The organism is Brevibacillus centrosporus, assembly GCF_046622605.1.
Lineage (GTDB): Bacteria > Bacillota > Bacilli > Brevibacillales > Brevibacillaceae > Brevibacillus > Brevibacillus centrosporus.
Window position 1 is genome coordinate 4,659,883 of record NZ_CP176856.1, and the last position, 26,277, is coordinate 4,686,159.

25 protein-coding genes and 1 riboswitch are annotated in these 26,277 nt (G+C 51.5%); of the genes, 2 read left to right on the forward strand and 23 right to left on the reverse strand.

The window, feature by feature from the left end:
• Positions 1 to 6: 6 nt before the first annotated feature.
• From ACLIN2_RS23530 to ACLIN2_RS23545, 4 genes are all read right to left on the reverse strand, one after another.
• Positions 7 to 1,692: a thiamine pyrophosphate-binding protein gene (locus ACLIN2_RS23530; protein ID WP_411502302.1), complete on the reverse strand. Its 1,686-nt coding sequence runs from the start codon at positions 1,690 to 1,692 to the stop codon at positions 7 to 9.
• 22 nt (positions 1,693 to 1,714) lie between these two features.
• A complete protein-coding gene (locus tag ACLIN2_RS23535; RefSeq protein ID WP_411502303.1) occupies positions 1,715 to 2,506 on the reverse strand; it encodes an SDR family oxidoreductase in 792 nt (263 codons plus the stop codon).
• 44 nt (positions 2,507 to 2,550) lie between these two features.
• Positions 2,551 to 3,468 (reverse strand): VOC family protein, encoded by a 918-nt coding sequence (locus ACLIN2_RS23540; protein WP_411502304.1) that lies wholly within the window; start codon positions 3,466 to 3,468, stop codon positions 2,551 to 2,553.
• Between the two features lie 249 nt (positions 3,469 to 3,717).
• Positions 3,718 to 5,097 (reverse strand): PLP-dependent aminotransferase family protein, encoded by a 1,380-nt coding sequence (locus tag ACLIN2_RS23545; protein WP_411502305.1) that lies wholly within the window; start codon positions 5,095 to 5,097, stop codon positions 3,718 to 3,720.
• 128 nt (positions 5,098 to 5,225) lie between these two features.
• Between ACLIN2_RS23545 and ACLIN2_RS23550 the strand changes: the two genes are divergently transcribed.
• On the forward strand, positions 5,226 to 5,654 hold the full coding sequence (locus tag ACLIN2_RS23550; protein ID WP_411504584.1) for a GNAT family N-acetyltransferase: 429 nt from the start codon (positions 5,226 to 5,228) through the stop codon (positions 5,652 to 5,654).
• A 27-nt stretch (positions 5,655 to 5,681) separates the two neighbouring features.
• On the opposite strand, the gene ACLIN2_RS23555 is transcribed toward ACLIN2_RS23550, so the two are convergent.
• From ACLIN2_RS23555 to ACLIN2_RS23600, 10 genes are all read right to left on the reverse strand, one after another.
• Entirely contained in the window at positions 5,682 to 6,896 is a 1,215-nt protein-coding gene (locus ACLIN2_RS23555) for an aspartate kinase (RefSeq protein ID WP_411502306.1), read from the reverse strand.
• 42 nt (positions 6,897 to 6,938) lie between these two features.
• The gene (gene thpD, locus ACLIN2_RS23560) at positions 6,939 to 7,811 is read right to left on the reverse strand and encodes an ectoine hydroxylase (RefSeq protein ID WP_400587823.1); all 873 of its coding nucleotides are present in this window, start codon (positions 7,809 to 7,811) and stop codon (positions 6,939 to 6,941) included.
• 33 nt (positions 7,812 to 7,844) lie between these two features.
• Positions 7,845 to 8,228: an ectoine synthase gene (locus ACLIN2_RS23565; RefSeq protein WP_122926634.1), complete on the reverse strand. Its 384-nt coding sequence runs from the start codon at positions 8,226 to 8,228 to the stop codon at positions 7,845 to 7,847.
• Entirely contained in the window at positions 8,225 to 9,517 is a 1,293-nt protein-coding gene (gene ectB / locus ACLIN2_RS23570; RefSeq protein WP_411502307.1) for a diaminobutyrate--2-oxoglutarate transaminase, read from the reverse strand. Before ectB ends, ACLIN2_RS23565 begins: the two co-directional genes overlap by 4 nt.
• A gap of 11 nt (positions 9,518 to 9,528) precedes the next feature.
• On the reverse strand, positions 9,529 to 10,038 hold the full coding sequence (gene ectA, locus ACLIN2_RS23575) for a diaminobutyrate acetyltransferase (RefSeq protein WP_411502308.1): 510 nt from the start codon (positions 10,036 to 10,038) through the stop codon (positions 9,529 to 9,531).
• Positions 10,039 to 10,078: 40 nt separating this feature from the next.
• On the reverse strand, positions 10,079 to 10,867 hold the full coding sequence (gene ehuA / locus ACLIN2_RS23580; protein ID WP_411502309.1) for an ectoine/hydroxyectoine ABC transporter ATP-binding protein EhuA: 789 nt from the start codon (positions 10,865 to 10,867) through the stop codon (positions 10,079 to 10,081).
• Positions 10,868 to 10,882: 15 nt separating this feature from the next.
• Positions 10,883 to 11,533 (reverse strand): ectoine/hydroxyectoine ABC transporter permease subunit EhuD, encoded by a 651-nt coding sequence (ehuD, locus tag ACLIN2_RS23585; protein ID WP_310232131.1) that lies wholly within the window; start codon positions 11,531 to 11,533, stop codon positions 10,883 to 10,885.
• A gap of 3 nt (positions 11,534 to 11,536) precedes the next feature.
• Positions 11,537 to 12,193 (reverse strand): ectoine/hydroxyectoine ABC transporter permease subunit EhuC, encoded by a 657-nt coding sequence (ehuC, locus tag ACLIN2_RS23590; protein WP_411502310.1) that lies wholly within the window; start codon positions 12,191 to 12,193, stop codon positions 11,537 to 11,539.
• Positions 12,194 to 12,220: 27 nt separating this feature from the next.
• Positions 12,221 to 13,132: an ectoine/hydroxyectoine ABC transporter substrate-binding protein EhuB gene (ehuB, locus tag ACLIN2_RS23595; protein ID WP_400587814.1), complete on the reverse strand. Its 912-nt coding sequence runs from the start codon at positions 13,130 to 13,132 to the stop codon at positions 12,221 to 12,223.
• Positions 13,133 to 13,342: 210 nt separating this feature from the next.
• Positions 13,343 to 13,477: riboswitch (cyclic di-AMP (ydaO/yuaA leader) on the reverse strand.
• A gap of 269 nt (positions 13,478 to 13,746) precedes the next feature.
• Positions 13,747 to 14,829, reverse strand: coding sequence for a CapA family protein (locus ACLIN2_RS23600; protein WP_411502311.1), 1,083 nt, complete (start codon positions 14,827 to 14,829; stop codon positions 13,747 to 13,749).
• A gap of 233 nt (positions 14,830 to 15,062) precedes the next feature.
• Here ACLIN2_RS23600 and ACLIN2_RS23605 point away from each other — a divergent pair, with 233 nt between their 5' ends.
• Positions 15,063 to 17,666, forward strand: a complete 2,604-nt coding sequence (locus tag ACLIN2_RS23605; protein WP_411502312.1) for a LuxR C-terminal-related transcriptional regulator — start codon at positions 15,063 to 15,065, stop codon at positions 17,664 to 17,666.
• Here the strand turns inward: ACLIN2_RS23605 and ACLIN2_RS23610 are convergent, their stop codons facing one another.
• From ACLIN2_RS23610 to ACLIN2_RS23650, 9 genes are all read right to left on the reverse strand, one after another.
• Positions 17,667 to 18,617, reverse strand: coding sequence for a threonine ammonia-lyase (locus ACLIN2_RS23610; RefSeq protein ID WP_411502313.1), 951 nt, complete (start codon positions 18,615 to 18,617; stop codon positions 17,667 to 17,669). It abuts the gene before it with no gap.
• Positions 18,618 to 18,629: 12 nt separating this feature from the next.
• Positions 18,630 to 19,088: a RidA family protein gene (locus tag ACLIN2_RS23615; protein ID WP_122960829.1), complete on the reverse strand. Its 459-nt coding sequence runs from the start codon at positions 19,086 to 19,088 to the stop codon at positions 18,630 to 18,632.
• Positions 19,089 to 19,246: 158 nt separating this feature from the next.
• A complete protein-coding gene (locus tag ACLIN2_RS23620) occupies positions 19,247 to 20,116 on the reverse strand; it encodes a hypothetical protein (RefSeq protein WP_400587806.1) in 870 nt (289 codons plus the stop codon).
• Between the two features lie 49 nt (positions 20,117 to 20,165).
• Positions 20,166 to 21,314 carry a stalk domain-containing protein gene (locus ACLIN2_RS23625; RefSeq protein ID WP_411502314.1) on the reverse strand — a complete coding sequence of 383 codons (1,149 nt, stop codon included), beginning with the start codon at positions 21,312 to 21,314 and terminating at the stop codon, positions 20,166 to 20,168.
• A 234-nt stretch (positions 21,315 to 21,548) separates the two neighbouring features.
• Complete coding sequence (locus ACLIN2_RS23630; protein ID WP_411502315.1) at positions 21,549 to 22,319, reverse strand: 3-hydroxyacyl-CoA dehydrogenase; 771 nt, start codon at positions 22,317 to 22,319, stop codon at positions 21,549 to 21,551.
• 137 nt (positions 22,320 to 22,456) lie between these two features.
• Positions 22,457 to 23,440, reverse strand: a complete 984-nt coding sequence (locus ACLIN2_RS23635; RefSeq protein WP_411502316.1) for an ABC transporter ATP-binding protein — start codon at positions 23,438 to 23,440, stop codon at positions 22,457 to 22,459.
• Positions 23,437 to 24,468, reverse strand: coding sequence for an ABC transporter ATP-binding protein (locus ACLIN2_RS23640; RefSeq protein ID WP_411502317.1), 1,032 nt, complete (start codon positions 24,466 to 24,468; stop codon positions 23,437 to 23,439). The genes ACLIN2_RS23635 and ACLIN2_RS23640 overlap by 4 nt, the downstream gene beginning before the upstream one ends.
• On the reverse strand, positions 24,440 to 25,312 hold the full coding sequence (locus ACLIN2_RS23645; protein ID WP_411502318.1) for an ABC transporter permease: 873 nt from the start codon (positions 25,310 to 25,312) through the stop codon (positions 24,440 to 24,442). The genes ACLIN2_RS23640 and ACLIN2_RS23645 overlap by 29 nt, the downstream gene beginning before the upstream one ends.
• 9 nt (positions 25,313 to 25,321) lie before the next feature.
• On the reverse strand, positions 25,322 to 26,269 hold the full coding sequence (locus ACLIN2_RS23650) for an ABC transporter permease (protein ID WP_310232401.1): 948 nt from the start codon (positions 26,267 to 26,269) through the stop codon (positions 25,322 to 25,324).
• Positions 26,270 to 26,277: the final 8 nt, after the last annotated feature.

Sequence of the window (26,277 nt, forward strand, 5' to 3'; positions counted from 1 at the left end):
GCCTCCTTACAATTTTTTCGGCTTGAATGCATCTGCTGCTCCAGGAGGGCCTCCGAACGGCTTGGCCATTGGACCGACAGCATTCATGTCGACGACGATCATGGATGGCTTTCTGCGAGCAACTGCTGCTTCCAGCTCTGCTACGAACTCATCCGGGTTACCAATGCGATTGGCTTCAAAGCCCATGGATTTTGCCAGCATCACAAAGTCTGGGCTCACCAGATCTACAGCAACTTGGCGTCCGTATGCGGCATCCTGGATGTTGCGCAGTACGCCATAGCCTTGGTCGTCAAAGAGAACGACGATCAGCGGCAGGTTTTCTTGAACGGCTACCGGCATTTCGCCTACGTTCAGCATGTATCCACCGTCACCAGCCATCAGAACGACGACGCGATCCAGACGACCTGCTTGTGCACCCAATGCTGTTGGCAGGCCTTGTCCGATACCACCGCCAGAAGCGTGAATGGATGTGCGAGGCTCGTAGATTTCAAACAGGCGGCTGCCCCATACGTTTGCAGGAACGGTTACGTCGCGAACGAGGATCGCATCCTTCGGCAGGACTTTGCGCATGCCATCGACGAATTTCTCGTATGGACCCAGCGTATCGCGGAGAATCCCGCGGATTTTTTCTCTTACGCCTTTTACTTCTGCTACATAAGCAGCATCTGGCGCTGTGTTTTTGGCTGCCAGGTCTTCATTGATCGCGTTCAGGATCTCTTTCGCTTCACCCAAAAGGCCGTGTGTAATCTCGTAGTTGCGGTTGAATGCGCTCCAGTCCGCATCGATGCTGATGTGATCTTCTGGTGCAGTCACTTTCCAGTTGGCTGTTTCATTGCCGCGGAAGCGTACGCCTACACTGATCAAAAGATCGGATTGCTTCAGCAGGTTTTTCACGTCTTCATAGGCAGCGAAGTGACCGATGCATTGTGGATGATCCTCTGGAATAGATCCTTTACCGGATTGGCTCGTGATGACCGCTGCGCCAGTCAGTTCAGCCAGACGGGTCAGCTCTGCAGATGCTTCCGAGGAGATCACGCCTCCACCTGCCCAGATCACAGGACGACGAGCCGCTGCGATTTTCTGGGTTACTTCTGCTGGAATATGTGGAGCTGCGGCAGGAGCAGATACAGGCTGCATTGCTTCTAGCACGCTGTTTGGAATGATCGCAGATTGGAAGTCGATTGGAATTTCCAAAGAGACAGGACCGCGTGGAGCCGTTGTTGCATTTTGGATTGCTTGGCGTACTACTGCTGCCGCTTGCTCAGGCTTGCGCAGACGATACGCTTCTTTACAGCAGCCGCTCATCATGGACAGCTGGTCTTTACATTCGTGGATGTATCCTCTGCCTGTGCCCAAGTATTTGGAGGAAACTTCCCCTGTCAAATGCAGGACAGGCGTTCCGGCAGCCCATGCCTCTACCAGAGAACCTGCTGCGTTGCCTGCACCGCTACCCGTACTAGTGATGACGACACCGAGCTTGCCTGTCGCGCGAGCATAGCCGTCAGCCATGTTCGCTGCACCACTCTCACCACGGGAGCAAACGATACGGATGCTGCCCTCGCGCAATAGCGCGTCGTAGATTGGCATGTTATGAATACTTACTACACCGAAAACGACTTCTACTCCGGCGCGTACAAGCTCCGCAACAACTGCGTCTGCCGTTGTGAATTCCATTTGCACATTCGTTGTCATGTTCTTCTCTCGCCCCTTCACATTACAGCGCTTTTCCCAAAGCCCCCGCAACTTCTATTGTCGAACCGGATACATAGCTTGCCTGCTCAGACGCCAGGAAGAGAATCACACTCGCAACCTCTTCCGGCTGTCCCACTCGGCCAAGCGGGATGTTCCGTTTTTGTGCCAAATCGTTGTAGTATTCTGTCGGGTCCATATCAGGAGCGTTTTTCATCCGTCTGCGCTCCCATTGATCCGTTGCAATCAACCCCAGGCTCACCGAGTTGACCAGGATGTTGTTCGGTGCCAGCTCGTGGGACAAGGTTTTGCTCAGATTCAACAGTCCTGCACGAGTAGCCGCAGTCGCTACCATGTGACGCTCTGGTTCTTTTGCCAGCGTAGCGTTGATGTTGACGATCCGGCCGCCGCCACGCTTCAGCAGATGCGGATGAACGGCACGAACCGCGTTGATGATGGCAAAGTACTTCAGATCAATCTGCTGTCTCCATTGCTCATCGGTAATGTCGAAGAAGTAGCCCATCACGCTCTGTCCTGCTGCGTTGACCAAAATGTCCACGCCGCCAAACGCTTCGGCTGCTCCGTCGATAAAACGGGTTACGTCTTCTTTATTGGTAACGTCGCAGGTCTCAGCAAACACCTGCTCAGAGGGGGCGAATGCAGCCAGGTGATTGGCCGCTCCCTCCATGCGTTTTTGATCACGTCCGCAGATGGCAACCTTGGCGCCTTCCTGCAGGAACATTTCCGCTGCCTTCAAGCCAACACCAGAAGTTCCGCCCATGATTACCGCGACTTTATTTTTCAGTCCCAAATCCATCGGTTTATCCACTCCCTTACGCTCGTGCCAGATAGGTAGTTTTCTTATTGCTTGCCTGCGAGCTTGGTTGCCCAGCCCTCGTCCGGATCGCCCTGCATGGAAGCACGCGCTCCTGGTGGTGGTGGTCCTGCAATTCCCCACTGATCCATCAGGTGAGGAACACGCTTCCAAACCAGTGCCTGCCATTTATCGTCATCTTCTACCGTAGTCAGGTAACAGGTGTACTCCATGACGTAGCCGGCTGGATCGCGGAAGTAACAGAAGATGTTGTTACCAGGGCCGTGACGACCAGGTCCCCACATGGGCTCTACGTCTGCCTTGCGAACGTTACCGATTCCACGCATCACTTCATCTACGCTCTCCACTTCATACGCGATGTGATTAACGGACGCATGCACATCCTGGTTGAAAGCGAGGGAGTGATGGTTTTTGTTGCAGCGCAGGAAGACCATCTGATGCTCGCTCCAGTCGGTTACCTTGAAGCTCAGTACCTTGGTATAAAAGTCTGTGATCATGTCGATGTCTTTCGTGTTCATAACCACGTGGTTCAGCTTGATTGGATCCACATTTTTCTTGCTCCAGTCCTTCGTGTGGATCTCTACCCAACAGGACAGCTCGATGCAGCGTCCTTCTGGATCGAGGAAACGCAATCCGTAGCCTGCGCCCGCTTCGTCGAGATAGCCTGGCTCGGAGACGAGAGGGATGCCCAGCTCTTTCAGCTTTTCAGCCGCGGTATCTACGGCATTCTTGTCAATCATTCCAAACGCGATATGATGCAAACCGCGTTTTTCTCCAGCCTGCAGGTGGAGAATGTGGTTTTCGGATCCGGCTCCACGGAAGTAAACGTTGTTTTCGTCCTCCTGAAGCTTATCTAATCCCCATACTTTTTCGTAGAAATCTGCGTGTTCTTTCAAGACCGGTGTAAACAAGCTGATATGCCGCAAATGGGTGATACCTAGCATCCATTTCACCTCTAATGGTTAGATTTGTGTTTTGTATACAAAACAATGTTTCGATTATTTCGCAAAAAAAAGCGAGCTTTGTTGTTACTTCCTTGTCAAAGTATCTTCAAGCTCTTTTTCGATGAAAAATTCTACTTTATCGTTTTTATGTTTTATATACAAAACATAGTTTCCTATATGAACTTATTTTAAATTTTTCGTAACTATCGTGTCAATACAAAAGATTTTGATTATTCCTCCTATATCCAATCATATCCAGTCAATGACGTGCAGCCGGTTCGATTTTTGCTGTTCCAGCAGGCTCTCCAGCGTCTCAGCCACGATTTGAATCCCTCTCTCAATTTTTGTGAAATCCGTTTGCATGATGCTGATCCGCAGGCCATGATACCGGCGAAACAAACGCAGATAGTTCTGCTCCGTGGAATTCACCCTTACTTGTTTTAAGTGCAAAGCCGTAATCAGATCATGAAGATTGACTTCATCGGACAGAGACAACCGGGCGAAGATTCCTCCCCGTCCTGTTGCTAGCTGCACTTGTGGGGGAAGCAACCGGCTTGCACATTCTGCGAGCTTTTCCATTCGCATGCGATACCTCTCTCTGACCAAGCCAGCATGATGATCGTACATACCGCAGTTCAAATACAGCTCCAGCGCTGCCTGCGACAGTGCCGCTGTGCTGGAATCACTGGACGCTTTGAAAAGCCGGAACGTCTCCATCAACGAGGTTGGGAGCACGACACACGCCAGTCTCAGCCCGGGCAGCATGATCTTGGAGAAGCTCTTGACGTAAATCACCTTGCCTGCCTGATCATACGCATAAATCGGATCGGCCTTTTCATCCGTGTCCATATCCGCCAGGAAGTCATCCTCCACGATGTAGACGTCGTATTTTTGCGCGAGCATGGCTATCTGCTTTTTCTGTTCTTCCGTATAGCTTGCCCCGAGCGGATTGTGGAACCGCGGAACCGTGTAAAAAAACTTGATGTGATTATTGCGGAAATGCCGCTCCAGCTCGTCGAGGTCAATCCCATCCATCCTCCGTTCGATGCCCAGCGCTGTGACCCCCAAAAGCTCCAGAGAACGAAGCATGCCATGAAAGGTCGGCTGTTCGACCAGCACCGCGCTCTTTCCATTGGGAAAAGGCATGGAGGCGAGGAGATGCAAAGCCTGCTGCGCGCCAGACACGACACAGATCTGCGAAGGAGGCGCAAAAATCTGCGAATGCGCCAAATGTTTTTCGAGCGCTCTTCTCAGCGTAAAAAATCCCTGTGGATCGGAATACGTAAACAGATGATCCTCATAAAGCTCGATAGCACGGTTTAGGCAGTGCTGAAAATCTTTATACGGCATCACCTCTGCATCCGGTGTGGCGGAGGAAAAATCGATCCAGTCAATCGCAGATGTCGTTGTCTTCTCGGCTCGAACCACGGCATAGTAGCCGCTTTTCGGGACAGAGTAAATCAAATGCTCATTTTCCAGCTCTTGATACGCTCGGATCGCCGTGTTTTTGCTGCACGACCAAAGCTCAGACGCTGCTCGTATGGAAGGCAGCTTTTCACCTGGCTTGATTGCGTGGGTTAGCAGCTGCTCTTTTAAAAGCGCTTTCACGACTTCGTATTTGTTCTCCATCCCTCATCCCCTCTTACCAAACTGTATGGGTACAGATGTGAATTTATTTGTTTAAATAACTCTTTATGTTCAGTATATTTGATCACATACCAATCAGTAAAGTGGTTATAGGAGGGTACAGATTGAAAATGAAGCATGCAGAATTACCTTATTCCATCAGTGACATCAAAGACTTATTGGACAGGGAACAGATTTTCCAGTGGCTCTCCACAACCTATTGGGCATCGGAGAGATCGAGGGAGGTGATTTTCACTAGCTTTGAGCACTCCATCTGCTTCGGCATCTACAGCGAAACAGGGCAGGTAGGCTTCGCTCGTATCGTGACCGATTACACGACGTTCTCCTGGCTATGCGATGTTTTCATCGATCCTGCCCACCGCGGAAAAGGTTTAAGCAAATGGCTCATGGAAGTGATCACACAGCACCCTGCCATTGCCCAAACCAACATTTCGCTGGCGACACGGGATGCACATGGGCTGTACGAACAGTACGGGTTTGTGCGCCGGGAAGCGATGCGGCGGATGGCGAATGAGCAAAAGAAATCCCCTGCGATTTGACTCGCAGGGGGTAGTCTCGGTTCTTCTCTAAAGCAGGAAGTCTTTTGACCTTCCCGCGTTCAGATTCATAGCCAATGATCGATGAATCGTCTGCATGACAGCTTTGGACATAGCCGAGGGCATAACACACGAAATCCTGCGCTTCACAGGTTTTAACCAGCGAACAGGAAAAGGAAGCTCAGCAAGCTTGCCTGTCATGTCCTTCTCGGTGAATGGATCTGCCGGGACGATAGTGACTTTTGTCATATCCTGCTCGCATTCCCAGCCCTCAATTCCCAGACGCTTCCCATCATTTTGAAGAATAGCCGTTGCATTCTCAAGTTCATTGGCCGACAGTGAGTATTGCATGCAGTCCGAAACACTGACAACAGCTTCCGCTTCAACCCCCACCGTATCGAAATGCTTGGCGAGGTGACTGCATGCCTCCTCTCGTCTTTCTCCTTTAATAGAAAGAACTGCCATTTTTTCCTGGTGTGCAATCCCCCAAAACGCTGAGGAGATTCCGCAATCCATCTCTCCTCCTACCCGGGTACCTTCCCCTCTTTGAAAGCTGGAACGCACCACAAGAGGCACCTGGAATTTGCGAGCCTCTCGTACGCTGCGCGGATGAAGGACGCAAGCCCCCATTTCTGCCAGCTCCAGCATTTGCTCGTAAGGGATTTGGGTGTGCTTTTTTGCTTCGGGGACAAGCCTGGGATCTGCCGTATACACACCATCTACATCCGTATGAATCTCACACAAATCTGCATGTAAACGGGCGGCCAATGCGACCGCACTTGTATCGGATCCTCCTCTGCCCAAGGTGGTAATCTGACCAGAATCTGTCACCCCTTGGTAGCCTGCAACCACGACTACATACCCTCTTGCCAGCCACTGATGAATAGACGCTGTGTGAATCTCGCGTACCTGGGCATCTTGATGTTCTTCATCCGTTACAATTCCGGCCTGCCAGCCCGTCAGTGAGACGGCTTTACAACCTTTTTGACGCAGAGCCATCGTTAAAAGAGAAATGGAAATTTGTTCTCCCGTGCTTACCAGCATATCCAGCTCCCGGCTATCGGGATGAGGATCTATTTCCAGAGCAAGCTTCATCAGCCCATCTGTTGAGTCTCCCATCGCAGACAGCACGATTACCAGCTCATGCCCCTGCTGCCTGGCAACAAGAATTTGTTGTGCCACTGCACGTATCCTCTCCACCGAACCAACAGATGTTCCGCCATATTTTTGCACGATTAGAGCCATGATTCTCCTCCCATGCGAATCGTGTTTCTTCTATATATAATGTTATTCACGTGAAGCTATATAATCTGGCCGCGGCTGCTGCCCGGAAAAAGGAGCAATCAAGCGATTGTTTACACTGTTGTACACCATGAACACATTACTGCGGGGCAATGGCGTTATATTCCCATTGGACCCGTGCATCGTGTTGCAATCAAACAGCACGACTGTCCCCGCAGGACCAATCATCGTATCAATACCGTGCCGCTCGACCAGAAGGCGCAGGCTGTCTTGATCCGGTACCCCATATTCCTGTTTGCGTAGTGATTGTTTATAGTGAGAGTCCGGGGTTTGGCCCACGCACGATACGAATGATTGATGCGAGCCTGGCAATAGCAGAAGCGGACCGTTGTAATGGAAGTTCTCCTCCAGCGCGATGGAGCAGCTGAGTGCCCTCATCCGCGGCATCCCATCCTCTACATGCCAGGTTTCAAAATCAGAATGCCAATAAAACTCTTTGCCTGTGTATCCTTGCTTGTAATTGATTCGCGATTGGTGGATGTACACCTCGCTTCCCAGAATCTGCTCCACTATTGCAACGAGTCTGGGATGCCGGGAGAGCCTTTGAAATACCTCATTGTCGCGATGCACAGCAAAAATCGAGCGAATTTCCTGACTGGATGGCTCCGCAATGACTTCCTTGCGCGAAGAACCCCGATTATCCCGCCAGAGCTTTTTCAATTCATCTCGCCATTCTTGCACTTCCTCCGAGGAAAAAAATCCACGAAGACTGAGGTACCCTTTTTGCTCATAGCTAGCCAGCGATTGTGCAGATAGAGGGCCTTCGTCCGTCTTGTGATTTCGGTACACAACAGGATCGACACGCTCGATGATAGATGGTTGTTCCCTGATGCGGGAAGGATAGAGATCTTGCGTCATACAGACAACACTCCTTTTCAGGTATCTATCGTTTTACTCGGCGTCCAATGGATACACGCCTTCTTCGTCGTGAACCTCACGCCCGGTCAAAGGTGGATTGAACACGCACACCATACGCATTTGACTTTTGGCTCGTAAAAAATGCTTTTCGTGGCCGGACAAGGCGTACATCATCCCTGGTCTGATCGCATAGGTTTCGCCACCTACAACCTCGATTTCGCCTTCTCCCTCGATGCAATAGACCGCCTCAAGATGGTTTTTGTACCAAATATAGGTTTCTGTTCCTTCTTTAATAATCGTGTCATGCAGAGAAAAGCCCATTTGGTCCTGCTTCAGTAAAAAGCGTCTGCTGCTCCATGTAGGCGTATCGATGTCATCTTTCGTTCCCACGATTTCTGCTAGGTGTTTTACGATCATTGTTCTTTCTCCTCCTCTTTGCACGCTTGAATGCTAGCCTCCAAAATATCCAATCCTTCTGTCAATGCCTCCTCGGTAATCGTAAGTGGCGGCATCACCTTCATCACTTCGCTTTTGGGACCGGACGTCTCCAGAATCAGTCCTCGCTCAAAAGCTTTCCCGCATATTTTTTCTGCCATGCCCTCTGCCCCTACCGCCAAGCCTTGCATCAAGCCTTTCCCACGCACCTTTCCTTTGAGGAAGGGGTACGCTTTTTTGAGCTTCTCCAGACGAGTACGGACAATGTTTCCTTTTGCCAGAACCGAACGGCTAAGCTGGTCATTCTTCCAATAGTGCAAGGACTCCGTCGCTGCTACAAAAGCCAGGTTGTTTCCCCGAAAGGTGCCGTTATGCTCGCCTGGCAGCCATATATCCAGCTCTGGCTTGAACAGAGTAAGGGCAAATGGCAGACCGTAGCCGCCTATTGATTTGGAAAGGCAGACGATATCAGGCACAATTCCGGCTTCCTCGAAGCTGAAGAAGCTACCGGTACGACCGCAGCCCGCTTGCACATCATCGATAATGAGCAGAATCCCGTGCTTGCGGCAGATCGCTTCAATTTTCTGCAGCCACTCGATGCTCGCAACATTAATCCCCCCTTCTCCTTGAACGGTTTCGAGGATCATAGCTGCGGGGAGAGAGACACCGCTGCCATCGTCTTCGAGTAGCCGCTCAATATAGAGCGTCGTGTCCAGCTCGCTTCCCATGTATTGGTCATACGGAATTGCGATGGTGTGGGTAAGAGGCATACCGGCCCCCCCTCGCTTCATCCGATTCCCTGTCACAGCCAAGGAGCCGATGGTCATCCCGTGAAAGCCATTGGTAAAGCTCATGACGGTCTCTCTCCCGGTAGCTTTGCGCGCCAGCTTCAAGGCAGCCTCCACAGAATTGGTTCCCGTAGGCCCAGGAAACATGACTTTATAAGCAAGGCCCCTCGGTTTGAGAATGGTCTCCCTAAAGGTCTGCAGCAGCACCTCCTTTGCTTCTGTCGCCATGTCCAAGCTATGTGTCAGTCCGTCTTGCTGCAAATACTCGATCAACTTTTTCTTGATCGCTGGATTGTTGTGCCCGTAGTTGAGAGCACCTGCACCAGCAAAAAAATCAATGTACGCTTTGCCCGAACGATCCCAAAGCATGTGGCCACTCGCCTTGGTAAAAACAACCGGAAAGCTGCGGCAGTAACTCCTCACTTCGGATTCCATTTGTTCAAATACGGTTAAGGGTGTTCTCGCTTCTGCAATGGCTTTCATGCGTAACCTCCTCAGGATTGAATGGGAATGGGTCCGACTCGATACGTCCACTCTGCCTCATGCCCCCCTTCTGGGAACATCTCGGCTGAAAAGCATTCGTTGATTTGGTAACGGGCGGAATATTCGTTTGCTAGACTCGTAAACAAGGCTTTTGAAGCATCGTTACTCATAGTCACAGTTGCTTCCAGGTAGCAAACGCTCTTGCTTTCTAGTCGACGAAGCAGCTCACGAAGCATATGCTTACCGATTCCTTTGCCTCTGTGTGCGGCACTGACGCCAATCTGCCAGACAAACAGTGTCTGAGGAGAGCCGGGGGGAATAAAGCCGGTGACAAAACCTATAGGTGTCCCGTCTTCAACTGCAAGCAGGCAGGTCTCTGCGAAAAATTTCGCAAACATCAGATAGGCGTAAGACGAATTCGGTTCTAGTACACCGGAATCTCTTGCCAACTGCCACATTGCAAATCCTTGCTCTGCTTTTGGCGTTTGCAGTTGAATGCGTGTACCTCTAATCGTTTTCAATTCATCACCTCCTTTCATCGTTTCGGCGAGCATCAGAGATTCATCCCGCTCGAAAGCGTCGTAAAAAGGCTTGAAGACGAGGACTTTGCGGATGATAAAAGATTTGCTCGGGAGTACCCTGCTCTACGATGCTGCCGCCATCGGTAAATATCACACGATCTGCCACATCTCGGGCAAAATCCATTTCATGCGTAATCAAAAGCATTGCCATTTCGCCTTCTCGTGCGATTCCTTTGATTACATTCAGCACTTCGCCTACCAGCTCGGGATCAAGCGCAGAGGTCACTTCATCAAACAGCATCACCTTGGGACGCATAACCAGAGCACGTGCGATCGCCACCCTTTGCTTTTGCCCTCCCGAAAGCTGGGCTGGATAAGCATCCACCTTGTCTGCCAGACCTACTTTTTCCAGCATGGCCATCGCCCTTTGCGCAGCTTCCTGCTTGCTCAAGCCCAATACGTGAATGGGAGCTTCCGTGCAGTTGCGCAAAATGTTCATGTGGGGAAACAGATTGAAGTGCTGAAACACCATTCCGATGTTTCCCCTGATTGCGTGCAAATGCTTCTCATCCGCCCGTACAAGCTTCCCCTGTACTGTTTTGTGCCATAGCTGTTGGCCATCTACCTCAATCGTCCCTGAAGTCGGCTCCTCCAATGTCATCAGCAGCCTTGCGAGTGTTGTCTTCCCCGAACCGCTCGGACCAATCACAGCCACTTTTTCTCCCGGTGCAATGGACAGGTCGATTTGCTGCAGGATTTGATTGTCTCCGAACGACTTGCTTACGCCGCGATAGACTACGACAGGAGATGCTCCTTGGTTTGTTTTCATATAGTCCTCCTTTTCTTAAAGCCGTCCCCATCTCGTCTCCAGCCTGCGAATCAGCAAAGTGGAAACATAGCTGAGTACAAGGAACAGGATTCCTACCAGCGTAAAGGCCTCCAAATAACGGAACGAGGCGGAGCCAATCATTTTCGCAGTCAGAAGCATCTCTACCAAAGTGATAGCGGAGAGAATCGGGGTTTCCTTGAACATTACGAGCAAATAGTTGCCTAGAACGGGAACAATCGGACGAATGGCCTGCGGCAAAATGATTCGTGACCACGTCTTTCCTCTGGAAAAATTGAGTGCCTTCGCTGCCTCCCACTGCCCTTTGGGAACGGCATCAATGCCCGACCTGTACACTTCAGAGAGATAGGCGCTGTAGTGAATGCCCAGCCCGAGAACCCCTGCAGTGAATGGTCCAAAAGAGATCCCGATCGCAGGAAGACCGTAAAAAAGAAAGTACAACTGAACCAATAGGGGAGTGCTGCGCACAAACTCGATGATTCCCGCCACTACTACAGAAAGCCATCTCTGCTTCGCTCTGCGACCGAATGCCAGTATCAGTCCCCCTACAATAGCAAGTGCAAACCCGATCACGGTTGCAAGGATCGTCGTTTGAATCGCTTCTAAAATCTGGGGAAGGATTTCCCAAGTGAATGACCAGCTCCACATAGGCTACACCCTCCCTACCGAAGCACGCCGCTCCAGCCACCGCATTGCCAGAGTCAGCGGATAAGCCATCAGGAAATACATCACTAACATAAGGCCGAATATTTGAAATGTTCTGGACGAATCAAAGGTGCGCAGCAGCATTCCTTGAAACGTCAGATCAGCCAGTGTGATCAAGGATAAAAGGGAGGTTCCTTTCAACAGCTCTATCAGCAGATTCCCGAAAGATGGAAGCATCATGACAAATGCTTGCGGCAAGATGATTCTTCTCATACGAAGCAAAGGTGACATGTTCAATGCGATGGCTGCCTCGGTCTGTCCTTTTGGTACCGCTACTATCGAGCTTCGCACCACTTCTGATCCGTATGCTCCGTAGTTGAGACCTAGGGCGATCACTCCCGCAACCATCGGAGGCAGCTCGATTCCCAGCAGCGGCAAGGCAAAAAAGAGCCAAAACATCTGCACCAGAAGAGAAGTGCCTCGAAAGATTTCTACATACACGGTAGTCATGGAACGAACCCACAGCCATTTAGACAATCTGCCGAAGCCTGCAGCAAAGGAAACGAAGAAAGCAACCAGTACCGAAAGTGCTGTCACTTGCACGGTTGTCGCTGCTCCTTCGAGCAACAAAGGAATCATCTGCATGGTCTCATTCACGTTCATCTCTTCCTTTCGGTGACGCAGCCCTCATTATTCCTTGGACAGCTCTTCAGCCGTTTTGTCCCCAGGCAGCTCCTGTTCGGTAAAGCCGAACGGCTCGAGGATCTTCAGCAGCTCTCCTGAATCGTTAAGCTTTTTCAGCTCTTCATTGTACGCTTTGACAAATTCCTCGTCCTCTTTGCGGAAAGCGGCTGCTCCATAACCGCGGATGCTCTGCCCATCAATTACAGGTTGGACAAAATCCATTACCCGCTCCACATTGCTGTCTTTCGCACTTTCCAGAACAGCCTGCAGAGATGGACCAGTCATCGTGATGGCATCTGCACGGCCAGCCTGCAAGGCAGCGATAGCGGATGGCTGATCAGGTACGAGCACCATTTGATCCTTTTTCACACCGGATTTCTCCAGGTATTCCATCTCGATCGCTCCACTCATGACGGCGATTTTCGCTTTGGCATTATCAGCAATGTCTTGATAGCTGCGCAACTCTAGCGGATTTCCTTTTTTCACTGCCAATGCTTCCCCGATGCTGTACTCTGGATTGGCAAAGGCAACTTCTTTGGAGCGGGCCGGTGTGATGTACATGCCTGCTGTGATGATGTCAAATCGTTTTGCCATCAGTCCCGGAATCAGGGAACCGAACTCCGTCAGCACGCCATTCATCTCGTTAATTCCCATCTTGGAGAGGACAGCCCGAGCGACCTCAACGGCTTCTCCTGTCAGCTTGCCATCAGGTGTCGCATAAGCGTACGGCTTTTCATTGGCAAAACCCACTGTCACAAATCCTTGTTTCTTCGCTTTCTCCAATGTGCTCTCCGTTGCTTGGGACGGCGAATCCCCCGCACCTGGCACAGCTTCCTGTCCGGATCCGCAGCCAGCTGCCAGCAAGCTGCACGACAGCATCACTGTCCATCCCCATCTCATGAAGTTTCTCTTTTTCATCCTTCCTTCCCCTTTCCACTTTCCATGTATAGAAAAAGCCAGCGCACTTCCTTCCATGATTCGGGAGGGCCATCCCCACATGGAAAAGCAAATGCGCCGGCTGTTTTCTCGCTGGAAGGCATGTCAAAGAAGCTGTGTACAAGGGAATTCCCCAACAGGAAATACGCGCTCCCTGTGTACAAAACATGCGCTTTCAAGCAAATGGTGTAAAGTTAATCTGCTTTAGCCGACGAGGTTAGCTGACGGGTAGGATGGCAGAGCTGCATCCCTTCTGTGCATCACAGAATTAACCCCTAAGGTGGTTCCCCCGCTTCCGTACGTGACGGAACTAGGCCCATATTTGATTGGGAGGTGTTCGTCTATCTCCTCTCATGATCCGTTATGGTTAACACGCGTTTCATGTTATCATAGCGTCTCTCGATGACTCACCCTTGAAAATTCCCTATATTCTGGCTTAAGGTCCCCTAAGGGAGAGTTAACCGTCTTTACCAGGCATATCCAGAAAATCCCTCCCATATCCTACCTTGTCCACTCTGATTAAAAAGATTTACCCCTCCCCGGAGACAAAACAAAAAGACCATCCGGAAGTGCTGCACCAGATGATCTCTTCTTCGTCAATGATCGGGCACTCTCTCTTGGGCAGCATTTCCTTCTGCATCCAGCCTCACTTGAAACGATAGTCTATTTAGTTTATCGATCATCTTTTTCCGATTCGCCGCATCCATGGTAGCTGGCTGACCGTTGGCGATTTTGACTGGAATGACCTTGGAGGTTGTATCCTTTTCTCCAAAAGTCAGCTCCACCATCATAGCCTCTCTCCCTTTCGGATTGTACGAGGTGGTAAAGACGAAATTGCCCACGCTGTAGTAGATCGGGACGTTTTTGTAATACTCCACTCCCATCACCGAATGGCTGTGTGACCCGAGCACTGCGTCTACTCCGCTGTCAATCAGCTTGCGCGCCACCTCTCGCGCATACGGCTCTGGGTAGTCCTTGTACTCCAGGTTCCAGTGCATGACCGCGATCGTGATATCCGATTGGGCGACTGCCTTTTTGACATAGGAAAGCATCGGCTCGTAGGAATAGGCGTGGGCCAGTCCAGGCTTGTTTTTCCCTGCAAACCATTGCCGATTGGGCAAGACGTGACTCAACCCGATGACGGCGACCCGCTTTCCTTTGATCGTACGAATATAAGGAGCAAAAGCCTCCGCTTCGTTTTTTCCTCCCCCGACGTACCCAAGCTGGTATTTTTTCAAATGCTCCATCGTATCAAACAGTGCATCCATGCCGTAATCCAGCGAGTGATTATTGGCCAGATTGACAACATCGAACCCTGCGTTGACCAAGCCTTGGAGCGTTTGCGGTTTGGAGCGATAGGTGTACTCTTTTTGCTGGGCCTGACCTCGTGTACTGACGGATGTCTCCAGATTGCCAATCGTTAGATCCGCCTGCTTGAGGAAGGCTGCCGTTTTCAAAAAGGGGTAGTCGACGCCGTTTCGTCCGATTTGCACCCCCACACTTTTATCTAGCATGATGTCTCCTGCAAATGCGACACGAATGACCTCGTCTTCTTTCGGTGTGGCGACTTTGACTGAAGTGTCATTCGCCAAAACTCGTCCAGCCCCTATCGTACTTCCTGCGACCAAGAGCATCGCGATCGCACCTGCAAACAGATTCTTCCACCGTCCGATTTCCATGCACCTCTCTCTACACGCTTCTACGCCCATTCTAGATGGAGCGAGCTGTGAAGCCTGTTGAAGCTTGTCCGGTGCGATGGAACATTTCTCGCGCAAATCCGACGAATTCGAGCAAAAAGGGAATTCGTCTTACATTTTCTGGATTTCTTCATTTCAAATGTCGATTCTTGTTACCAGCAAGTATAATGTGGGTAGAGGTAATAGATGACCGGATGTTCGATTAAGGAGGAGCTATGAGTCCCTTGCGTTCCAATATGCTCAGAACCAAGACAACTACGCCTGCGATTCGCCCTAACAACGTTGCGCGGAACCAGCTGCTTCGACAGCTTGAAGAAGGCTTGACGCGTAAGCTGACTACTTTATGCGCTCCTGCCGGCTACGGAAAAACAACGCTGCTCAGCCAATGGGCAGCCCAGCACCCATCCCGCTGTGCCTGGCTTTCCCTCGACGAGATGGATAACGATCTGATTCGCTTCTGGAAATACGTCGTCGCCACCCTCTCTCAAGCTGGTTTTCCGGAGCTATCCGAAAGACTGGAGCCACTGATGGGCGCGATTTCCCATACTTCTATTTTCACATTCATCGATTCCCTGCTGTATGAGCTTGAATCGGCCGAGCAATCCGTGTCCTTGCTCCTGGACGATTATCACCTGATCACTGAGGAGCATATCCACGCCAGCGTGTCGTATTTCCTGGACTATCTGCCTTTTTCTATTCATGTGTACATAGCCACACGTACATCCTTGCCTTTTGCAACAAGCAAATGGACGATCCGCGGGCAAGCGAGCCATATCACACTCGAGCAGCTGCGGTTTACTCATAAGGAGACGGCACGCTTTTATCTGGATGCACATGGCCTGTCGCTTCGCCCCAAGCAAATCGATCAGCTCGCCATGAGCACCGAGGGGTGGGTCGCAGGCCTACAGCTGGCTGCGATATCCCTGCGCAATCCGTTTCATCAGGAGCGCTTTTTTAACGGATTTTCCGGCTCCCATCGCGATATCTCCGAGTATTTGCTGCATGAGGTCTGGCTGAGACTCACTCCTGATATTCAAAGCTTTCTGCTTTCGACCTGTGTCTTGCCGCGCTTGGATGCTTCCATCTGCAATCGGTTGACCGGACAAAACAACGGGCAAAAGATGCTTGCCTCTCTGCTCTCGCAAAACATCTTCCTCATCCCGCTCGATGAGTACCAAACCTGGTATCGCTACCATCATCTGTTCGGCGAATTCCTGCTGGCACAGCTCCAGGAGATGCATCCGCAAAAAGCTGTTGAGCTTCACCGGATCGCCAGTGAATGCTTTGCTGAGCGCCAATTGTTCGACGAGGCGATCGACCATGCTCTGGCAGCCTCTCACTTTTCTTTTGCTGCAGTCCTGTTGGAGCAGCATTTTCCGCAAATGATCCAGCGGGGCGAGCTGTCCACGCTCTTGCGCTGGCTAAGCAGCTTTCCTGACAAGTCTGCGATGCTCTCCCCCTCGCTGCGCATGCTGGCTGCCTTTATCCAGATTCTTTGTGGTCAGGCGGAGCTTGCGAAAAGCGATTTTGCTGAGCTGGAGGCAGAATGTGCTGCCATGAAGGACTCTTTCGAAAAGCAGCAATTGCTCAGCAGCCTGTTTTTCGTAAGGTCCAACCTCGCCTTTGCCTTGGGGCACTTCGAGATGCTGCTTGCAGAGTCAGACATCCTTTATCAAAATCTGCCGGAGTCACCTTTGTTCTTCTCGTTTAACTACAATACTACGGAGCCTTTCATCCGGCGCACCTCACTCGGGCTCAAGGGCGTCTTGTCTGCACAAACGGAATTCGTCGGCAAAATGTTTATTGGCAAATTGACGGAGCACGGATGGCAGGACTCCTTGTTCAACATGTATGTCGTCCAAGCCCTCGCTGAAGGATACTATGAGTGGAATCGCCTCGATGAGAGTCATGCCTTGCTGGAGCAGGTAGAGCCGATCGCCCGCCGGCATCAGATACCCGGACTGCTGGTCCCGTGCCTTTTGACAAAAGCGAAGATTGCCTTTGCCTCAGGCTCGGTTTCCCATGCCAGAAAAAGGGTCGAAGAAGCACTCGATGCGATTATTACCTGGGGGGAAGAATACTGGCTGAATCCTTTGCATGCGTTTCTCGCCAAACTGGATCTCGCAGAGGGGGAAATCGAGCAGGCTCAAAAGCGGCTCGCCAAAATACCTGCTACTTTCTGGGACAAGCCTGTGATTCAGCGCGAGCTCGAGCTCTTGACCTATGTCCGTCTCCTGCTAGCCAGCCAACAAGGAGCAGAGGCGCTGCGGATTCTGGACACGCTGAAGCTCGCCAGCAAACGAGAGGGTCTTCTCGCCAGCCAAGTCGAAATCGCTGTCCTGCAAGCTCTGGCGAATCAACAACTCGGCTCCTCGGATGAGGCATTCGTTTATTTGCAGGAAGCCCTGCTCATCGGCGGGGCGAACGGTTATATACGCAGCTTCCTCGACGATGGAGAGGCTTTGTATCTGCTCCTGTCATCCAGCAAGAGCCGGAACAAGAAGCAGCTTCTTCATCAATCCGTCTCTGAGGCTTACGTGCAGCAGCTGCTCGAGCTCATGACCACCAAAAGCAGCTCGAAAAGAAAAACGGATCATCCCTCTCCCCTGCTCGAACCGCTGACGGGAAAAGAAATAATCCTGTTATCCATGCTAAGTCAGGGAGCCTCCAACAAAGAGATTGCAGAAGCACTCGGCAATACGGTCGGAACCGTCAAAGTCTATCTGCACCGCATCTACGGCAAGCTCGGGGTAAACAATCGGACCCAGGCTCTGCTGAAGGCACAGGAATTCTCTTTGGTCGAAGCAGACTCTATCTAACTATTTGACGATCAGCCCTGCCATGGCAGCGAGGTCAACGTTTCCGCCCGAGACGAGTGTGACGATCCGCTTTCCGCGCAGGGCTGTTTTTTCAAACATGACTGCTGCAATCGCAGTCGCACTGGATGGCTCGATCAGCTGCTTCATTCTTTCGAGTACGAAGGTAAACGCTTGGCGAATCTCCTCCTCTGAAACCAGCACGACATCATCTACGTATTTGCGCAAAACAGGAAACGTCAGATCTCCGGGCTGGCTGGTCCGCAAGCCATCCGCGATCGTCGTGGTTCCCTCATGCGAGACAAGCTGGTTTTGCTGCAAGGACAAGTAGGTGTCGTTGGCAAGCTGCGGCTCTACTCCAATCACCTGAATGGAGGGCTTCGTCTCCTTGATGGCGGTAAGCACTCCTGAAATCAAGCCGCCCCCGCCGATTGGTACGAAAATCGCATCGATGTCATCCAGCTGCTCCATGATCTCCAATCCCACGGTGCCTTGCCCGGCCATGATGTACGGATCGTCATAGGGTGGCACGAAGACTCCCTTTTGCTGCTCCGCAATTTCCATCGCTCTTGGCAGTCGCTCCGCCGAGGTCAGCCCGCATTTTTCCACCTTGCCCTGGTAAGCTTCGATCGCCTCGACCTTGCAGACAGCCACATCCTCCGGAACGACGATCGTCGCTGGTATTCCCAGCTTGTTGGCTATATACGCTACTGCCTGTCCGTGATTGCCAGAGGAAGCTGTCGTGACAGAAGCTGCCCCGGCGTATACAGCCTGCTTGACCTTGTTTGTGGCTCCCCGCAGCTTGAAGGACCCCGTTTTCTGCAGATGCTCTGCTTTCAGAAAGACGCGATTTCCGCTTTGCAATGATAGCTGCTCGGATGACAGCAGCGGCGTTTGGCGAATGGTATCTGCGATCTGCTCCCGTGCAGCCATGATATCTGCGATTCCGATCATGACAGTTGCCTCCTATCGTTGGACTGCAATCATGAAATCAATTTCCACTGGCGTATTCCCGGGCAGCTCGGCCGCTCCTACGGCTGTTCGCGCGTGACGCCCCTGCTCGCCAAAAATCTGCTCCAACAGCTCGGATGCAGCGTCAATCACCTGCGGCTGCTGATTAAATCCATCTGTCGACTGCACGTATCCCGTCACTTTCAATACCCGTTCTACCCGGTCTAGACTGCCAATTTCCGCTTCCAGACTGCTCAGCCCTTTTAACACACAGATTTTGGCCAGCTCCCTCGCCTGCTCGATAGTTACGTCCACTCCCACTTTACCCACGAATGGGAGCTTTCCGTCCACTCTCGGTACTTGCCCGCTGATATAGGCGATTCCTTCATGAACGACGACTGGAACATACTGATACAGGGATGGCACCGGTTCGGGCAACTCCAGTCCCAATTCTCGCAATCTTTCTCGGATCATAGCAGCCTCCTTTATTCGGATGTCTGAATGTTCTGCTTGGCAATTCTTTCTTATTATAGATGGAAAAAGGAGTAAAAAGCGATGAAAAAGCTTCCTTCAAAATGTATAACTTTCGTTAGCAGACGGAATCGAACCTTCCCTTTATTGCTTTTCCCCATCTACCAAGAAGAAAGCTCAGTTCGTTTCCACTGGTTCGGTGCGACACAGACATAGACATAATTGCTGTCCCACGCGATCTCCCCGACATTGCCCGGAGCTGACGAGGAGGCGGGAGCGGCTGATTGGCGGATTCGAATGCGATCCCCATCCACGTCCAGCTTAGTCGTAGGATCGGCACTGCCAATCCCGACATTGCCATTCTTGCGGTTAATCGAGAAAGGGGTGTCGATCTCCTCCCCGGCATCCGAATAACGGATAATTTGAAAGTTCGATCCGGCGTTTGCTCCCGTTTCATTCGTACTATCTGCTCGCAGTGTCCATCGCGGACTCGTTACATTTCCATCTGAGGTCTTGGCAAACTGCACATCGCGATTCACTCCATCCGAACCGGCCATTCGCAGGAGTCCATCTACCACATTCAAATTGGAAGAATGCGTCCGGATTTCTGCTACGTCTTGATCAAAGGGAATCTCGAATCTGGTAAAAAGCTGGTTCGCATTCTTGCCCGTTGGCGACATGGTGGTTTCGATCGATAGATGATTGTGATCCTCTTGATTCGGATCATTAGCCTTGGCATGGGACACGATGGCGGTTTTATCCTTACCTGCTTCATCTACCCAGGAGATTGCCGGTTTTGCCCGGTCTGCCGTCCACTGTAGACGAATCAGATCAGATAAATGCCCCTGAGAGGATACCCATTGTTGATCCGTAGAGAGATGGAATCGCTGGTTGTGCGGAACCTCAATTCCTCCCCCTGGCAATGCTGAGCCCGTGAACTGACTCTCCGTTGCGCTAGCGTTCATATGAACCACACCTATAATCCCAAAAGTCAGTCCGAGTGCCAGTGATACGGCTAGTAGAACTTTCATCTTCTCAGTCCCCCATCTGCTCGTTGTTTTTTGGTATCGTCACCCTCTTCTACTTCGCGGCAAGTGACACTCCATCGATCGTGTTGACTGGCAAGATTTTATCTCTGCCCAAGCTCGCCACATAAGCGAGCACCTGCTCCAGTAGTGCTGGCTTTATTTCATACAAATCTCGGTTATCCGGGTCGATGCCGTGCAGCATGATGATGCACCACTGCTTGTTTTTGACTGCCTCATCGATTCGCAGCTTGATTTGCTCAAACGTCATTTCGTTGGTCACAGCGATTGCGGTATGGAGCCAGAGTTTGTCGACTGCTGAAATGTCGTTCTGCAGATGTTCAAAATTTCTCGCTGCCTGGTAATATTTTTTCACGGCAGCTTTTACGCGCTCATCATACATGGAAAAGGGAATCCCGATCGTCTGCACCTTGGGGACGATTCTCTCCAACACCGCTTTGCTTTCTCTCAATTCAAAATCCAAATCCTCGTCTGAGAGAGTCGTCAACCCATCCTGGTGAGAATAGCTGTGCGAACCGATCTCGACCCCGCGCTCGTGCATTTCATTGATTTGATCGGCATCTAGATACATCGTTTGCGCGCCGTCTTTGATCTTTCCGGCGATGACGTTGTCCGTTGCCGGGATCCCGTATTTTTCATGCAGCGGCAAAGCAAAATCGTAGAAGGTGTCCAAGCCGTCGTCGTACGAGAACGTAATCATGGCTTGTCCACGAAAGTCCTTTGCTGTTGGATTGACGATCTTGTTCGTTATCGACACGGATCTTTGGGAGTCACTCCATTGAATTCCACTCCCTAAACCCTCCGCCAATTCCCGAGCGGGTACCCATGCTCTCCCATTTATGATTTGGGGTGGGACTGGGGAATCTACTTTTTTTCCGTTAATGACGAGCTGCATCGTAGGAGAGGCAGATTCGTTTTTGCTCCCCTCAGCTGCCTCGTCCTCTTTTGGTTCTCCCGTGGAAACGTAAACCGTGCGCTGGGATGCATCCCATTTCACGACAGCCCCCATCCCCTCTGCCACTTCACGCACGGGAACGAGAGCTCTCCCTTTTTTGATTTTCACCGAATCACTTGCATGTCCCGCTTGTCCGTTCAGCACAAGTGTAGTGGGAGGTGCGGCAGATACTACCGCGGCTGAGGAAACAATCGCTCCTGCAAGCATCCCTGAAATGATCTTGCGCATCTCACTCCTCCTAACCAGGCTAATCCGTGCCTTGTCTCTTTCAGGCAGCAACCTTTTTCGCAAACTTTTCCATACGCTTATATAAACGTGAACTTAGGGACGATTTGTTGCACACAATTTGCCAAATGCCGGCGAATCGTGGCGACACCCTTGATTCATCAAGCTTTTCACACCTACAAAAAAAGGGACGGTCTCTCTTTCCCTCTACTGCGAGGTGAGAAACGTCCCTATGTTTTATTTTGGCTGCATGCGAATCGCTCCGTCCAGTCGAATCGTCTCTCCGTTGAGCATGACATTTTCGATGATGCTCTGCACCAGCATTGCAAATTCAGTCGGATTCCCCAAGCGTGGCGGGAAGGGAATGGTTGCGCCTAGCGCTTCTTTTGCCGAGCGAGGAAGCTTGTCGAACAACGGTGTATCGAAAAGACCCGGAGCGATGGTCATCACGCGAATACCGTAGGGGGCCAGATCTCGTGCGATCGGCAGCGTCATGCCGACGATCCCTGCCTTGGACGCACTGTATGCGACCTGTCCTACTTGCCCATCAAAAGCTGCCACGGATGCCGTATTGACAATTATCCCACGCTCGCCAAGCTTGTTCGGCTCGTTGCCCGCCATCTGCTCCACAGCCAAGCGAATAACGTTAAACGTGCCGACCAGATTGACGTTGATCACTTTTGAGAACGACTCCAGTGGATGGGGACCGCTTCTCGAAAGCGTCTTTTGCGCAGCAGCGACTCCCGCACAGTTAATGGCTACGTGAATCGTACCGAAGTTGCCTGTCGCTTGCTCGATGGCCTCCCGCACGCTTCCCTCACTCGTCACATCCGTGGGAATAAACATCGCGTTTTCGTCTCCGAGCTCCTCGGCCAATGCCTGCCCCGCTTCCGAGGCGAGGTCCAAAATCGCAACCTTTCCCCCACACCGCACCAGACTCCTCACCGTTGCTTCTCCCAGACCGGAGGCTCCACCCGTTACAATGGCTACTGCATTTTGAATCTCCATGCCATTCTCTCCCTTCTGGTTATCCGCCTTTCCAAAACGAATGTCTGTCTGAAGTCCGCTTAAATTGCGTCTGCTCTCTTTAGCTTATTACCATTCCCTGCCAGTTATCTCTAGAAATGAACGAGGTTTTCATCCTCTCACTGCGGATCAGCGAGATGGCAGCGAATTTGGTGGGTTTCGCCCCTCTTCGAAAAGGCAGGAACGACATTTTCACACATGGGCATACGCTCGGAGCAACGGGTGACGAATGGACAGCCTTTATGCAGCTCATAGGGACTCGGGGGATCGCCTTCCAGCTGGATCTTTTCTCGCTGTCCCAGATCTAGACGGGGAACCGCTGACAGCAGCGCCTTGGTATATGGATGCACGGGATTACGAAAGATTTCCTCCGTCGTTCCCATCTCCACGATCCGTCCCAAATACATGACGGCCACGCGATCGGAAATGTACTTCACGACGGAAAGATCGTGGGAAATGAAAATCAGGGAGAGCTGGAATTCCTTTTTCAAATCTTCCAAGAGATTGAGGATGTGGGCTTGCACCGATACGTCGAGTGCGCTGACCGGCTCGTCAGCGATCAAAAGCTTGGGGCGTACGGCAATCGCTCGAGCGATGCAGATTCGCTGTCTTTGTCCGCCGCTGAAAGCCTTGGGATATTTGTCCGCATCCTTCCCGTGAAGTCCGACTCGCACCAGCAAGTAATCGATGTACGCATTCAGCTCTTGCTCCGTTTGACAGATCTGGTGAAAACGAATGGTCTCCGCCAGCATCTCTCTCACCGTCATGCACGGATTGAGCGAAGAGTAGGGATCCTGAAAGACCATCTGCATATTTTTCCGCAGCCTGCGCAATGACCGCTGATCGCTGGACGTGACATCTTCTCCGAGAAAGGTGATCTTTCCATCCGTCGGTTCATACAGACGCATGAGCGTTCGGCTCAAGGTGCTTTTTCCGCAGCCGCTCTCCCCGACAAGGCCTAGCGTTTCTCCGGCTTCCAGCGAAAATGACACATCCTCCACGGCATAAAGGGAGGTACTGCTTTGCCCCAGCAGTTTACCCAGCAAGCCTGCTTGCTTGCGATATTCTTTTCGCAATCCTTCTACCTGCAGAATGGTCGTCATGCCTGCCTACACACCCTTTCATGATGAAAGCAAGCCGACCAATGGCCAGGGGCTACTTCCTTCAGTTGCGTATGCTCGTCAAAAGAGCACTCACTGGTAGCAAAGGAACAGCGCTCACGAAAGGGACAGCCTTTGATGGCATGCGACATGTCAGGCAATGTCCCAGGGATTCCTTCCAGCTTTTCCTCCGATTCTATGCGCGGTACCGAGTGAATCAAACCGAGCGTATAGGCATGGCGCGGCGTTTGGAACAGGTCAGAGGTCGCAGCTGTTTCCATAACCTTTCCTGCGTACAAGACGACGACGCGATCGCACATTTCCGCTACCACGCCGAGATTGTGTGTGACAATCAGGATGGCCATGCCAAGTCGCTGCTGGATCTCTTTCATCAGACTCAGTACCTGATCCTGGACGGTCACATCGAGTGCAGTCGTCGGCTCATCTGCCAGCAGCAGCTTCGGGTCGCAGCAGATGGCAAGCGCGATCATGACCCGCTGTCTCATCCCGCCGCTCATTTGATGGGGATAATCGTGGACTCGCTTTTCCGGAGATGGAATCCCCACTAAACGCAAAAGCTCCACCGCTTTTTGCCAGGCGTCCTTTTTGCTGATTTTTGTATGGGTCCGAAGCGTTTCTACCAGCTGCTCACCGACCCGATAGACAGGATCAAGCGAGCTCATGGGATCCTGCAACACCATCCCGATTTCCCTTCCTCGCAGCTCCTGCATCTGCTTTTTGGAATAGCTCAGCAAATCTTTCCCTGCGAACCGAATGCCACCACTCACCACTTTCCCCTGCGGGGTCGGCAACAGCTGCAAAATGGAGCGACAGGTGATACTCTTGCCGCTTCCGCTCTCGCCAACAAGCCCCACGGTTTCCCCAGTTCGAACGTGAAAGGTAACATTGTTGACTGCGTGAATGGTCCGCTGCTTGGTTTGGAGAACGACCTTTAGCGAATCCACTTCGAGTATAGGCTGCATGGCGAACCACTCCTCTGCCTCATGATTGATTCTCGATTTTTTCTGCAAGACCATCTCCCAAGAGACTAAAGCCGAGACCCGTCACGATAATCGCCAAGCCCGGAAGTGTCGAAATCCACCAGGCATTGATGATGTAGCTGCGCCCTTCGGATATCATGGCTCCCCACTCTGCTGCCGGCGGCTGAACCCCCAAACCGAGAAAGCTGAGGGAAGCCCCGGTGAGGATACAAAGGACCACGTCTGACATGGCGAAAACGATCGCGGGCGAAATGACATTGGGCAAAATATGCCGAAAGATGATCCGCCCATGTCCATACCCGATACTGCGTGCAGCCAGGATGTACTCCTGCTGCTTCACCACGAGCACCTCACCGCGCACAATTCTCGCGTATGACGTCCATCCAACCAAAAAAATCGCGATATACATGTTCATCAAGCCGGGACCGAGAATCGAGATGATCGCGATGATCAAGACCATGAACGGAAAGCTGATCATAACATCGACGAGCCTCATCATGAGAATATTGAACCATCCGCCAAAATACCCGGCGAAAAGTCCGATTACCGATCCCGCAATAAGGGGAACAACCACCGCCACTATCCCGATTTGCAAATCGATCCGTCCAGCATACAGCGTCCGCGTGAAAATATCTCGCCCGAAATTATCCGTGCCAAACCAATGCTTGACGCTCGGCTTTTGCAGGACATTGTTCAGATCGTTCGCATTGGGGTCGTAAGGGGTAAGCCACGGCGCACATAGGGAGAGAAGGATGACGATCAATACCAGAGCCAACCCAATTGTGATTTTCGTATTGACGGGCAGCCGGGAAAACAGCCCCAGTCGAAAGGCTCTCACTGGCTTTTTCACAGCCGTCTGTTGAAGTTCTGCCATGTTCGCCCCCTATTCCAGATCAACGCGAGGATCGAGCCATGCATAGCACAGATCCGTCAGCAGGTTGACCACTATGACCAGAATCGCAAAAACGAGTACGAGACCTTGGATAATCGGATAATCCCGGGACAAAATCGAGTTGATCAAAAGCTGTCCGAGACCCGGCACCGAAAAGATCGTTTCAATGACGATCGAACCGCCCAAGAGCCAGCCGATGTTTACCCCCAGGATGGTCACGGTGCCACTGATGGCATTGCGCAGGACATGGTTGAGGATGATCTTATGCTCTTTAAGTCCTCTCGCTCGCGCCGCTTCAATGTACTCGGACGAAAAGACGTTGATGATTTTGCTGCGCAAAGGACGGACAAGCACAGGCGCCAAAGAGCACGTAATCGTCAGGGCTGGCAGGAACAAATAATAGAGATGACCGATGAAGTTTTTGCCATAACCAGACACCGGAAACAGCTTGATTTTGATACTGAAGAGAAGCATCAGGAGAATGCCGATCCAGAAAGAAGGCATCGCCAAACCAAAGATAGACAGTGTGCGAAACCCGTTGTCCAGAAGCGAATCCTTTTTCATCGCCGACCACAGGGCGATCGGGATACTTACCAAAAGGCTTAATACAGAGGCGTACATCACAAGAAAAAAGGTCGTTCCCAAGCGTTCACTAATTAACGTATTAACGGATTGCTTCAGAAGAATGGATTTCCCCAAGTCACCCTGTACCAGGTTCTGGAGAAAAATCAGGTATTGATCGTACAATGGCTTGTCCAATCCCATCTGCGCCGTCAGCTGCTGCACATTTTCCGGAGTGGCCCGAGAACCCAGCATGATGCTCGCTGGGTCCCCGGGAATGAGATGGATGATCAGAAACGAGACGATCGAGATCCCGAACACTACAGGGATCAGCTGGATCAAACGTTGGAGAATAAAGTGTACGCGTAAGATCTCCATCACCCTCT